We start from the raw sequence: 13,485 nt of genomic DNA, 5'->3' as shown, positions 1-13,485 counted from the left end.
TGCTGTATAGGCCGCGGGGGCGTGCTCCCCGCGATGGCATCAGCAAAAATTACGTAATCGCCATGCATCCACTAGACGCAATTTTGCGTATAAGCTGACGAATGGAAAGTGGCTAAAAGTTAATGTCTTAAGTAGACTTCCCCCCGAAGTGTGTCGGGCTGACTGGACAGTTTTGTAAAGGTCACTTTATGGACGCGTGCAACGCGCGATTTTCCCGAACACTTCGATATTCACCCGGCCGTCGCGTCCTTTGTGCGAATCGGAGCAACGGCCATCCCCCGGAAACCATGGTCCCCATTCTCGATTACCTGCTGGAACGCCAGCTCTCGCCACAGTGGCGCGGCATGCTGACCGCGCTGGCCTCCGAGTTTGAAGCGCAGATCGGCCGCGACGAACTGCGGCAACTGATGCATCGCGTCGGCAGCCGGTTCGCGGCGGCGCATCCGCTGCCCGCCTGCGGATCGACGGCCGAGCTTGCGCACGCGTTGAATTTGTACTGGCAGGAGATGGATTGGGGCTACATCGAACTGGCCGACGAAGCCGAGTCGCTGCGCATCGTCCACTACTGCGCGCCGCTGCAGGCATTCGGCGACGCCGCGCTGACATGGACCCCAGCGTTTCTCGAAGGGGTCTATCAGACGTGGTTGAGCGCGCTCGGCGCGCAAGGTCTGTCGGTCGCGCAAACGAGTGCGTACGGCGAGGACAGCGCGATCGAGTTTCGCCTGGGCCGTCATCCTGCATGACCGGCGTGAACGATGCGGCTGGCGGATCGAGCGGGCGCGACGTGTGCGCGTGCCGGGCACGCGCCGCGCAACTCGCGCTCGCGGCCGGCGCACCGGGCGAGGCAACGCAACAGGTCGAGGCACCCGGGAAGGAAGCAACGCAGTAAGCAGACGCGTCTGACCGGTACGCGTGCAGTGGCGGCGGTAAGAAGGGTTGAGCGCCGCGAGCAGGTAAGGATGGGGGCAGGACAAGTCATGAATAAGACGGCGGCATTATGAGTTCATCGAGCGACATCGAAAAACTATTCGATCATTTTGGCGGCGACGCCAACGCGTACCAGGAAATCGGCCGCGAAAACGAAGCGCGTTCGGCGCGCACGCGTTGGCCGCTTCTGGTGACGCTGGATCTGACGCAACCGGCGATTCCGGCGATCGGGCAAGCTCGGGAGGCGAAGCCTCAGGCGCCGGTGAGCGCCGCGCCGACAGCCGTCGATCGTCAGGACACGACGCCCAGGGACGTCGCCGCGGTGACGCGTGCGAAGGCGCCGTTGTTCACGCGCTCGCATCGACGGGACATTCCGCCGGTGGCGGTGGCCGCCGCAGCGCCGGCTGCGCCGAGCGGCGCATCGCGATTCGGCGCGCCTGAAGCGGAAACTGAAAGCACGGTGTGGGATGCGTCCGGTGGCGGGAGGACCGCTGCTGCACAACATGCGGCTTCCGCGCCGATTGCGCCTGTGGCGTCCGCTGCTTCGGCTGCGTTTGCGCCGGCTACACCGGTGACACCCATTGTGTCCGCGCCTGTCGCGCCGGTTCCTCATTCGGCTGCGTTTGCGCCCGTTGCCGCCGTGCCTGCAGTTCCGCTCGCCGCAGCGGCCGCGCCGGTTGCCGGCGCGTCACCCGCGTTCCCTTTCCCGCTCCGGACGCCGGTTACGCAAACGCCTTCGGCCGCACCGGCCGCCGCGCCCCTGTGGGCGCAAGCGCCGGCACGCGCAGTCGCTTCCACGCCGGCATTCGCACCGACACCGGCATTCGCAGCCACTTACGCACCCGCCACCCCGGCCGCCCAACCCGCCCCGCCCGCATCCATCCTCGGCAAACTCTTCGCCGCGGACCCGCAACCCGCGCCGCCGCAACCCGCCGCGCCCGCTAACGAATCCGCGCCGCTGCAATCGGTCTTCGACCGTCTGCGCGGCGCACCCGCACCCACTCCCGCCACGCCGGCCGACGCATCGCGCGCCGCCGCGCCCGGCATTGCCCATTCGTGGCTGGTCAACGGCCCGCGTCGCTCATGAAAGTCATTGCAGTGGTGTCCGCCAAGGGCGGCGTCGGCAAGACCACCCTCGCCGCCAATCTCGCTTCCGTGCTGGCCGCCAGCGGCCGGCGCGTGATCGCCCTCGACCTCGACCCGCAAAACGCCCTGCGCCTGCACTTCGGCGTGCCGCGCGACAGCATCGACGGCCTGTCGCGCGCGACGCTCACCGGCGACCCGTGGCAAACCGTGATGTTCGACGGCGTCGACGGCGTGACCGTTCTGCCCTACGGCGCCGTGCTCGAAGACGACCGCCGCCGTTTCGAAGCGTATATCGACCAGGAACCGCGCTGGCTCGCGCAGTCGCTGCAAAACCTGCGGCTCGACGCGTCGGACCTCGTCATCATCGACACGCCGCCGGGTTCCTCCACTTATGTGCGCACCGCGTTGTGCGCGGCCAACTTCGCGTTGAACGTGGTGCTCGCCGACGCCGCCTCGTACGCGGCGATTCCGCAGATGGAGCGGCTGATCGCGACCTACGCGGCGCCGCGCGCCGAGTTCGGCGGTGACGGCTACGTGATCAACCAGATCGACCAGTCGCGCCAGTTGACCAAGGACGTGCTCAAGGTGCTGCGCCAGATGCTCGGCGCGAAGGTCTTTCCGGGCGTGATCCATCTTGACGAAGGCGTGAGCGAAGCGCTCGCGTGCGACACCACGCTGCTCCATTACGACCCGCTCAGCCAGGCCGCCGCCGATTTCCGCGCATGCGGCACATGGCTGACGGCGGCGCTCGATGCAATCGCCGTCTCGCCGAGGAACGTCGCATGAGCACGCAGGAATCGCCGCCGGCGCAAGGCGCCGAAGGCGCCGAGCCGTCGCGCTTCGAGCGTTTCGTCGATGCCGGCTTCTGGAACAGCCGCATCGTCACCGTGTTCGTGACGGCGTTCGCGCTCGGCATGCTGTACTTCGTGTTCACGGTGCCGCTCGAGTTCTACCAGCAACTCGCGTTCGCGACCTGCTGCTTCCTGATCGCGCTGCTGTTCCGCCGCCTGCAAGGCCGCTACGCGACCATGGTGATGATCATGCTGTCGGTGGTCACGTCGGGCCGCTACATGTACTGGCGGCTCACCGCGACCACCTACTGGGAGCATCCGCTCGATGCCGCGTGGGGTCTGCTGCTGGTCTCCGCCGAAGTCTATTCGACCATCGTGCTGCTGCTCGGCTACTTCCAGACCGCCTGGCCGCTCAAGCGCACGCCGCTGCCGCTGCCCACCGCGCGCGACGAATGGCCGAGCGTCGACGTGTTCATTCCGACCTACAACGAGCCGCTGTCGGTGGTGAAGCCGACCATCTACGCCGCGCTCGCACTCGACTATCCGCCCGAGAAAATCTCGATCCACGTACTCGACGACGGCCGCCGTCCCGAGTTCAAGGCGTTCTGCGAGGAAGTCGGTGTCAACTGGACGATCCGCACGCACAACCGCCACGCGAAAGCCGGCAACATCAACGAAGCGCTGAAGATCACGAGCGGCGAGTACATCGCGATCTTCGACTGCGATCACATTCCGACCCGCTCGTTCCTGCAGGTCGGCCTCGGCTGGTTCCTGCGCGACAAGCTGCTGTCGATGCTGCAAACGCCGCACCATTTCTTCAACGCCGACCCGTTCGAGCGCAATCTCGGCACCTTCCGCAAGGTGCCGAACGAAGGCGAGCTGTTTTATGGGCTGGTGCAGGACGGCAACGACCTGTGGAACGCGACTTTCTTCTGCGGCTCGTGCGCCCTCCTGCGCCGGACCATGGTCGAAGAGATCGGCGGCATCGCGGTCGAGACCGTGACCGAAGACGCGCACACCGCGCTCAAGCTGCACCGCCTCGGCTACACCACCGCGTATCTGGCGATTCCGCAAGCCGCGGGACTCGCCACCGAAAGCCTGTCCGGCCACATCGGCCAGCGGATTCGCTGGGCGCGCGGCATGACGCAGATCTTCCGGATCGACAATCCGCTGACAGGCAAGGGCCTGAAGTTCGGCCAGCGGCTGTGCTATCTGAACGCGATGATGCACTTCTTCTACGGCATCCCGCGTCTGGTGTTTCTCACCGCGCCGCTTTCGTATCTGTTCTTCGGCGCGCACGTGATCGAAGCCGCCGCCAGCACGATCGCGATCTACGCGCTGCCGCACATGATGCACGCGAGCATCACCAACTCGCGCATGCAGCGTTCGTTTCGCCATTCGTTCTGGGCCGAAGTGTATGAATCGGTGCTGGCGTCGTACATCACCGCGCCGACGCTGCTCGCGCTGATCAACCCGAAGCTCGGCAAGTTCAACGTGACGGCCAAGGGCGGCCAGATCGAGAAGAACTATTTCGACTGGGCGATCTCGCGGCCGTATCTGTTCCTGCTGTTGCTGAATCTGATCGGCTTCTGCGTGGGCCTCGCGCACATCTATCTGAACTGGCACGTGCGCAGCGTGGTCGAGACCACCGTCCTGAATCTGGCGTGGACCACGTACAACATGCTGATTCTCGGTGCGAGCGTGGCCGCCGCGAGCGAGCGCCGGCAGATTCGCGCGGTGCATCGCGTGGCGATGAAGATGCCGGTGATGCTCAAGTTCTCGACCGGCCGCACGCTCGCCTGCGAAACCATCGACTACTCGGAAGGCGGCGTCGGCGTGGCGCTGCCGGCCGCGATCCAGGTGCCGATGCACGAGCGCGTGACGGTGTCGCTGTTTCGCGGCGACGAGGAATACGCGTTTCCCGCGACTGTCGGCTTCACCGCGCCGGGGCGCGTGGGCCTGCGTTTCTCGGCGCTGACGCGCGAGCAGGAGTACGAGTTCGTCAAGACCACTTTCGCGCGCGCGGACGCCTGGACCGGCTGGGCCGAAGGCCGTCAGCAGGACACGCCGCTGCGCGGTCTGTCGCACGTGCTGAGGGTCGGCGCGCGCGGCATCGGCGGGCTGTTCGAACATCTTTACGCCGACCTTCGCAGTTCGATGAAAAGCCGTCCGGTGGACGTCAAGAAGCTAAAAACCAAAGACTGATCAATGGGCAACAGGATGGCGAAGGACAAGATCGAACGCTCGAATCACGAGCGCGGCAGGACCGGATTGCACAGGTTGGTAACGCGCAACGTCGGACGCTCCGGCTCGCGACGGCTGATGCGCGGCCTCGCCTGCTGGCTCGCGTTGCAGACGGCGCTGGCCGCGCCGCTGGCGTCGGCGGCTGAAGTGGTCGCGGCGGCTGGCGCAAGCGCCGCGCCGGCCGCCGGCGTCGGCAGCGTGCCCGCCCCCAGCCCCGCTATGCTCTTCGACCCGAACGCGATCCAGCAGCCGCAACTCGCCACGCCGACGCCCGCGCTCACCGTGGCCACGGTGAAGGCGTTGGGCGTCAGGACGCCGACCACCGCCGAACCCGGCACGCTGGTGCCGGGCGGCCGACGCCAAACGCTGACCTTCGCCGACCTCGGCGCACTCGACCCGCTGCAACTGCGCGGCACCGACGGCCAGAACGGCGTGGCGTTCTCCGTGCGCGGCGACGAAGTGGTGACCGGCGCGGTGCTGCATCTGATCTACAGCTACTCGCCCGCGCTGCTCGCCAACCTTTCGCAACTCAAGGTGCTGGTGAACGGCGAAGTCGCCGCCACGCTGCCCGTGCCGAAGGAACAGGCGGGCATGCTGGTGGCGCGTGACGTGTCGATCGATCCGCGCTTCATCACCGAATTCAACCACCTGAACGTGCAGTTGATCGGCCATTACACGACGAGCTGCGAAGACCCGGCGAATTCTTCTTTGTGGGCCACGGTCAGCAATGCGAGCTCGCTCGACCTGACCTATGCGTCGCTCGCCAGCGCGCCGGATCTGGCCGCGCTGCCTGCGCCCTTCTTCGACCGCCGCGACGTGCGCCGGCTCGAACTGCCTTTCGTGTTTGCGCAGAAGCCCGGCGCGGGCACGCTCGAAGCGGGCGGCATCGTCGCGTCGTGGTTCGGCGCGCTGGCCGGCTATCGCGGCGCGCTGTTTCCCGCGCAACTGGACAACGCGCCGCTGTCGGGCAACGCCGTGGTGTTCGCCACCGACGACCAGCGCCCCGCCGGCGTAACGCTGCCTGCGATCTCCGGCCCGACCATCGCGGTGGTCGATCGCGCGGCGCCCGCGCGCGGCAAGCTGCTGCTCGTGATGGGCCGCACCGAAGCCGAACTGAAGACCGCCGCGAAGTCGCTCGGCATCGGCCAGAACACGCTCTCCGGCCCGAGCGCGACGATCACGCAACTGACCGAACTCACGCCGCGCGTGCCCTACGACGCGCCGAACTGGCTCGCGACCAATCGTCCGGTGCGTTTCGGCGAACTCGCCAATCCGCGTGACCTGACCGTGTTCGGTTATGACGCCGACGCCGTACGCATCAACATGCGCGTGCCGCCCGATCTCTTCATGTGGCACACGCGCGGCGCGCCGCTGGATCTGCGCTACCGCTACACCGTGCGGCCGGCGCGCGACCGCTCGTCGTTGAACGTGAGCGTGAACAACGGCTTCGTGCAGGCGCTGCCGATTCCGGCTGAGTCCGCGTCGGTGTTCGAGCTGAGCCATTACTTCGGCCGCATCATGCCCGACCGCACCGCCGAAGCGCGCCGCACCGTGCGCATTCCGCCGCTGCTGCTGACGCCGCGCGCGCAATTGCGCCTGCATTTCTACTACGACATTCCGAACACCGGCGAATGTCATGCCCGCCTGCTCGACAACGTGGTCGGCGCGATCGATCCGAACTCGACCATCGACCTCTCGTCGTTCCCGCATTACATGGCGCTGCCCGATCTGGCCGCGTTCGCCAATAGCGGCTTCCCGTTCACGCGCATGGCGGACCTTTCCGAGACCGCCGTGATCCTGCCGAACGACGCCGATTCGAGCGACTACAGCCTGTATCTGCTGACCATGGGCCGCATGGGTGAATCGACCGGCTACCCGGTGACGGGCGTGACGGTCGGCAGCGCCGACGACGCCGACAGGTACGCGAGCAAGGACCTGCTGATTTTCGGCGCGCCGGGCAAGCAGCCGCTGTTGCAGCGCTGGGCCAAATCGATGCCGTTCTCGAGCGACGGCAACGCGCACAGCTTCCGCCTCTCCGACATCGCCTTCTGGCTGCAGGACTGGTGGCACGGCGAACGCGGCGTCGAGCGCACGCCCGCGCGCGCCGACCTGACGCTCGTGAGTTCGAACGGCGCCGCCTTGCTGAGCGGCTTCGAGTCGCCGTTGCAGAAGAACCGCAGCGCCGTCGCGCTGGTGAGCGCGGCCGGGCAGTCTGACGCCGACCTCTCGAGCGCGCTGCTCGACGCCGACGTGCTGCCGAAGATTCAAGGCGCGATGGCCGTGATCCACGGCCGCGACGTCACCATCACGTCGAACGGCGACGCGTACTACGTCGGCCATCTGTCGCCGCAGGAATATCTGCGCTGGGCGCTGTCCTCGCATCCGCTGCTGCTGATGCTCGGCGGCGTGCTCGCGGCGCTGATCATCGCCGGCCTCTTCTACCGGACGCTGCGCTCGATCGCCGCGCGCCGCCTGAAGGACTGACAGGACTGATATGCGGGTTCTTCGAATCAACCAGAAAATGACCGTTGCGGTAACGCTCGCCTTGGCGGCGTCGGCGAGTGTCGGCGGCATCGTGAAAGTCGCGCAGAGCAACGGCGCGCCGGGCGCATGCGGCGAATGGAGCGGCTACCGCACCTTCGTCGAACGCTTCGTGCAGGCCGACGGCCGCGTGATCGACTACTCGACGCAGGCTCAGCAGACCACCTCGGAAGGCCAGTCGTACGCACTCTTCTTCGCGCTGGTCGCGAACGACCGCGCGACCTTCGACCGGCTGCTCGCCTGGACCCGCAGCAATCTCGCGGGCAATCAGTTCGACGCGCACAACGTGCGCCTGCCCGCCTGGCAATGGGGCAAAAAGCCGGACGGCTCGTACGGCGTGCTCGATCCGAACTCGGCCTCCGACTCGGACCTGTGGATCGCCTACGATCTGCTGCAAGCCGGCCGCCTGTGGGGCGACGCGAGCTACACGCAGCTCGGCGAGGCCCTCGCCGCGCGGATCGCGCGTGAAGAGATCACCACGCTGCCGGGCGTCGGGCCAATCTTGCTTCCCGGACCGCAAGGCTTCAAAACCGCCGGTGTGACACGTCTGAATCCGAGCTATCTGCCGTTGCCGGTGCTGCGCGGACTCGCGCACGAGTTGCCGGACGGTCCGTGGAACAAGCTCGCGGACAGCGCCTACAAGTTCGTCAGGACCACCGCGCCGCAAGGTTTCGCACCCGACTGGGCGGCCTGGCAAAACGGCCAGTTCGTGGTCGATCCGAAGAACGGCGACGTCGGCAGTTACGACGCGATCCGCGTCTATCTGTGGGCCGGGCTGGCCGCGCCCGCCGATCCGCTCGCGAAGCCCTGGCTCGCGGCGCTCGGCGGCATGCGCGCGAAGGTCGCGCAAAACGGCTTCCCGCCGGAGAACGTGTCCTCGACCACTGGCGCTGCCAGCGGCGAAGGCCCGCTCAGCTACTGGGGCGCGCTCGCGCCGTACTTCAAGTCGCTCGGCGACCAGCACGGCCTCGGCCTCGCGCGCACGCATCTGGCCGCGCTCGACGCCGGCGTGCCGGGCCGCGAACCGGTTTATTACGATCGTGTGCTGGGCTTGTTCGGCACGGGTTTCATCGACGGCCGTTACCGCTTCGACGCAAGCGGCCGTCTCGTGCCAAGCTGGAGAAACGCATGCGATTGAGCGCCCTCGCGTTGTCATTGCGCTTCGCGCTGAGCCTCACCGCAGTCTGCTGTGTGGCGACGGCCGCACCCGATGCGCTGGCGCAAGCGTCGAAAGATCCGTTGAGCGTGCTGATCGATCAGGGCAAGTACTGGCAGTCGCATCAACGCGGCGACCTCGCCGAGCAGGCGTGGCTGAAGGTGCTGCGCATCGATCCGAAGCAGCCCGACGCGCTGTTCGGCATGGGCATGGTACTCGCCGACCGCAAGGACGGCGCCGGCGCGCAGCAATATCTCGCGCGCCTGAAGGCGGCCGCGCCGAACTATCCGAGTCTCGATGAACTGGGGCGGCGTCTGGGCGAGTCGAGCCCGCGCGACCAGACCGTCAACGACGCACGGCGGCTTGCGCAAAGCGGTCAGAGCGCGAGCGCGGTGCAGGAATATCAACGCGCGCTGCAGGGCAAACCGGCGACGCCGCAATTGCAGCTCGAGTACTACCAGGCCCTGTCGGCCACGCCACAGGGTTGGGATCAGGCGCGCCGCGGGCTCGAACAGCTTGCGCGCGACAACCCCGACGATCCGCGTTACGCGCTCGCCTACGCGCAGCATCTGACCTATCGCGACGTGACGCGCCGCGACGGTATCGCGCGGCTGCAAAAACTTTCGGGCGACGGCACGGTTGGCGCGGCGGCGAAAAAGAGCTGGCGCCAGGCGCTCTTGTGGCTGGATGCGCGGCCTTCCGACGCCGCGCTGTACCAGGCCTATCTGCAAACCGCGAGCGACGACGCAGCGGTCAAGGCGCGCTTCGATTCGATGGTGCAGCAGGACAGCGCGGCGCGCGCTCGCGCGCAGGAAAACACCGCCGTCGATGCGCGCGGCCGCGTGATCGCCGAGGGCTTCGCCGCGCTCGAGCGCAACGACGTCGCCACCGCGCGCGCGAAGTTTTCGTCGGTCCTCGCGAGCAGTCCGAACGATACCGATGCGCTCGGCGGCATGGGCATCGCCGCGTTGAAGCAGGAACACTTCGCCGAAGCGCGCAACTATCTGGAGCGCGCCTCGCGCGGCGGCAATCCGGCGCGCTGGAAAACCGCGCTCGACAGCGCGACCTACTGGACCTACACCAGCGACGCGATCGGCGCGCGCAGCAACGGCGAATTCGCAAAGGCGAAGTCGTTGTTCGAACGCGCGATCGCGCTGAATCCGTCCGACGTCACCGCGCAGGTGCTGCTCGGCGAAATGCTGCTCGCCAACCACGACGCAGCCGGCGCGGAACAGGCGTACCGGATGGCGCTGCGCCGCCAGGCCGACAATCCCGATGCAATTCGCGGGCTGGTCGGTGCGCTCGCCGCGCAAGGGCGCGGCGACGAGGCGTTGCAGTTCGCCAATCGGCTGAACACCGAACAGCAATCGAAGGCCGGCGGCATCAACCGTCTGCGCGGCGAGGCGCAGGCCGCTCAGGCGCGCGCCGCCGAAGCGCGCGGCGATCTCGGCAGCGCGCGCAGCCTGTTCGAGGACGCGCTGCTGAACACGCCCGACGACCCTTGGCTGCGCCTCGACCTCGCGCGCATCTACGTGCGCCAGGGCGCGGTCGCGAACGCGCGCAGCATGATGGACGGCCTGCTCGCCGCGCATCCCGACATGACCGACGCGTTGTATGCGAGTGCGCTGCTGTCGGCGGAAACGCAAGACTGGAGCGCGGGTCTCGCGCAGCTCGACCGCATTCCGGTCGCGCAACGCACCGACGCGATGACCACCTTGCAGCACCGCCTGTGGGTGCATCAACAGGCCGACATCGCGACGCGGCTCGCGCGCAACGCTCAGACGCAGCAGGCGCTCGCCACGCTGCGCGCCGCCGAACCGATCGCGGGCAGCAGCCCCGAGCTGATCGGCGTGATCGCCGGCGCCTATCAGCAGGCGGGCGACCCGACCCGCGCGCTCGGCCTCGTGCGCGGCGCGATGAACGCGGCGCCGGGCAATACCGATCTGCTGCTGCAATACGCGGGCATTCTGTCCGCGACGGGACAGGAAGCCGAACTCGGCATGGTGATGCGCCGGCTCGCGTCGATGCAGTTGACGCCGCAGCAGCGCACGGACTTCGGCAACCTGAATCTCGGCATCGTGATCAAGCAGGCCGATGCGGTGCGTCAGCGCGGCGATCTCGCGAGCGCCTATGACGTGATCGCGCCGTGGCTCGCGGCGATGCCCGACAATCCGGATCTGCAGGCCGCGCTGGGCCGCCTCTATTCGAGCGCCGGCGACGATCGCAACGCGCTCGCCAGCTACCGCGTCGCGCTGCAGCGCCGCCCCGACGACCTGAGCCTGCTGCAGGCGGCGATCCCCGCCGCGGTCGGCGCGAAGCAGAACAGCTACGCCGAATCGCTCGCGAATCAGGCGCTGAACCTGGCGCCCAACGATCCAACCGTGCTCGCGACGGTCGGCCGCATGTATCGCGCGCAGGGCAAGCTGTCGCTCGCGTCGACCTATTTGCAGCGCTCGCTCGTCGCGGCCAACACGCCGATGGGCAGCGCCCCGCGCAACAATCCGGCGAGCAACGTGCCGCGCGGGTGGGAAACCGCGATGCGCCAGATCGGCGCGACGCCGCTGCCGGGCGTCAATCCGTTCGAAGGCAAAACGGTCGCGCCGAGCGCCGCCGACAACGCCGCGCCCGCCGGTGGCAGCTTCAATGCCGCGCGCGCAACCAATCCGTATTCGCAGTCCTCCTTGCCGACGCAGACCGTGCCGAACTATCCGCCGCCCACGCAGCCCGCGCCTTACGTCGCGCCCTATACGGCGCCCGCCCAGCCTTATGCGCCGAATGCCGCGCCCGCCGCGTTGCCGTACAACGCGCCGCGCTCGGGCGCCGACTCGGGCGGCTATGGACAGGAGACCTACGGGTCGAGCCAGTCCGGTGCGCCATTGCAGCCTTATCCGGGGCAAGGGCAGGCACAAACGCAAATGCCGCCGATGCAGCAGCAATACAGCCCGGGTTATCCGCAGCAGGCGCCTTATGCGCAGCAGGCGCCTTATGCGCAGCAGGCGCCGCAGCAACCGCAATACGGCGCGCCGGATGGCTATGCCGCTACGCCATGGCCCATGTCGCCCGCCTCGCGCGAGGCGCAGGACAATGCCGGATCGGCGCAACAACAGCCGTATGCCGCTTCAACCGCGACTACGAGGCGCTCGACGAGCAAGAAGCAAAGCACGTCGAAGACCGCGCGCAGCGCACCCGCTTACGCGCAGCAGCCCTATGCACAGCAGCAGCCGTATGCGCAGCAGCAGCCGTATTACGGCCAGCAGGCTTATCCGCAGCAACAGCAAGGCTACCCGCAGCAACCTTATCAACCCTATCCGCCGCAGCAGCAGGCGTATCCGAATCAGGGCTACTACGGGCAACAGCAGCCGTACATTCCGCAGCCGCCGACCGGCTACGCACAGCCTTACTACCCGCAGCAAGCTGGGGGCAACAGCGGCAACGCCGGCAACTACGCGGGCGCGAACCTCGCGAACACGCAGACGCTCGGCGTCGCCGAAGAGCTGGCGCAGATCAATCGCGAGCAGGCAAGCACGGTGTCGGGCGGCATCGTGTTCCGCAACCGCGACGGCGAGGACGGCCTGTCCACGCTGACCGACATCGAAGCGCCGATCCAGGGGCGCATCAAGGCGGGCAACGGCCATGTCGTCGTGACCGCGACGCCCGTCACGCTCGATGCCGGTACCGCGTCCAACAACGTGTCGACGCTCGCGCGCTTCGGCGCGGGCCTCTCCGACAGCGCGTCGAATTCGGCGGCGAAGGCCGGCAACAACGTGTACGGCAGCCAGACGGCGAGCGGCGTGGGGCTGTCGGTCGGCTACGAGGGCCGCAGCGTCAGCGGCGATATCGGCGTGACGCCGCTCGGTTTCCGCGAGACGAACATCGTGGGCGGTGCGCGGTACAACGGCGGCATCACCGACAAGGTCTCCTATTCGCTCGCCGTCGCGCGGCGCGCCGTCACCGACAGTCTGCTGTCGTATGCCGGCGCGCACGACGCGGGTTCCGGACTCGAATGGGGCGGCGTCACCTCGACCGGCGGCCTCGGCAGCCTCGCCTGGGACGACGGCACGAGCGGCCTGTACGTGAACGCTTCGTATCAGTACTACGGCGGCCACAACGTCGCGAGCAACAACTCGGTCAAGGGCGGCGGCGGGGTCTACACGCGCCTGCTGAAAGACGCCGACCAGACACTGACGGTCGGCGTGAACACCACGCTGATGCGCTACGACAGGAACCTCTCGTACTTCACGTACGGCCAGGGCGGTTATTTCAGCCCGCAACAATACGTGATCCTGAATTTGCCGGTGGAATGGACCGGACGCAATGGTCCGTTCACCTATGACCTGAAGGGCTCGATCGGCGTGCAGCACTATCGGGAGGATCCGTCGAACTACTTCCCGTTGAACGACGCCTCCCGCCGACAGGGCGCGGCGGCGGACAATGCGGCTTCGATCGGCAGCGGCGTGGATAGCGGCGCGGTGTATCCCGGCCAGAGCAAGACGGGCGTGTCGTATTCGCTCAGCGCGGTCGGCGAATATCAACTGGCGCCGCAGCTGGCGTTCGGCGCGACGGCGTCGCTCGGCAATGCGTATGAGTATCGCGAGTTCTTCGCCGCCGTCTATGTGCGCTACAGCTTCAGCAAGCAGACGGGCTTGCAGCCGTTCCCGCCGACGCCGCTCAGTTCGCCGTATCTGTCGTTGTCGAACTGACGGGAGGTTGCGGGCGGCGGTGATCGTTGCAATGCTCAGC

The 13,485-nt window shown here is 67.4% G+C and carries 8 protein-coding genes; all 8 read left to right on the top strand.

Annotation, left to right across the window (positions count from 1 at the left end):
- Positions 1-287 precede the first annotated feature (287 nt).
- The 8 genes from bcsD to ACZ9H4_RS19070 all read left to right on the top strand — a co-directional run bounded on the left by bcsD (position 288) and on the right by ACZ9H4_RS19070 (position 13,445).
- Positions 288-743 (top strand): cellulose biosynthesis protein BcsD, encoded by a 456-nt coding sequence (gene bcsD, locus ACZ9H4_RS19105; protein ID WP_408153056.1) that lies wholly within the window; start codon positions 288-290, stop codon positions 741-743.
- Positions 740-889: a hypothetical protein gene (locus ACZ9H4_RS19100; protein ID WP_408323972.1), complete on the top strand. Its 150-nt coding sequence runs from the start codon at positions 740-742 to the stop codon at positions 887-889. Before bcsD ends, ACZ9H4_RS19100 begins: the two co-directional genes overlap by 4 nt.
- 108 nt (positions 890-997) lie before the next feature.
- Positions 998-2,014 (top strand): cellulose biosynthesis protein BcsP, encoded by a 1,017-nt coding sequence (gene bcsP, locus ACZ9H4_RS19095; protein ID WP_476120270.1) that lies wholly within the window; start codon positions 998-1,000, stop codon positions 2,012-2,014.
- A complete protein-coding gene (bcsQ, locus tag ACZ9H4_RS19090; protein WP_476120268.1) occupies positions 2,011-2,799 on the top strand; it encodes a cellulose biosynthesis protein BcsQ in 789 nt (262 codons plus the stop codon). Before bcsP ends, bcsQ begins: the two co-directional genes overlap by 4 nt.
- On the top strand, positions 2,796-5,009 hold the full coding sequence (bcsA, locus tag ACZ9H4_RS19085; RefSeq protein ID WP_408142581.1) for a UDP-forming cellulose synthase catalytic subunit: 2,214 nt from the start codon (positions 2,796-2,798) through the stop codon (positions 5,007-5,009). Before bcsQ ends, bcsA begins: the two co-directional genes overlap by 4 nt.
- 3 nt (positions 5,010-5,012) lie before the next feature.
- Positions 5,013-7,532, top strand: coding sequence for a cellulose biosynthesis cyclic di-GMP-binding regulatory protein BcsB (gene bcsB, locus ACZ9H4_RS19080; RefSeq protein ID WP_476120266.1), 2,520 nt, complete (start codon positions 5,013-5,015; stop codon positions 7,530-7,532).
- Between the two features lie 10 nt (positions 7,533-7,542).
- Positions 7,543-8,727, top strand: a complete 1,185-nt coding sequence (bcsZ, locus tag ACZ9H4_RS19075; protein ID WP_476120264.1) for a cellulose synthase complex periplasmic endoglucanase BcsZ — start codon at positions 7,543-7,545, stop codon at positions 8,725-8,727.
- A complete protein-coding gene (locus tag ACZ9H4_RS19070; protein ID WP_476120262.1) occupies positions 8,718-13,445 on the top strand; it encodes a cellulose synthase subunit BcsC-related outer membrane protein in 4,728 nt (1,575 codons plus the stop codon). Before bcsZ ends, ACZ9H4_RS19070 begins: the two co-directional genes overlap by 10 nt.
- Positions 13,446-13,485 lie beyond the last annotated feature (40 nt).

The organism is Paraburkholderia sp. TE9906 (assembly GCF_056279605.1).
This window is presented reverse-complemented; position numbering and strand designations above follow the sequence as displayed.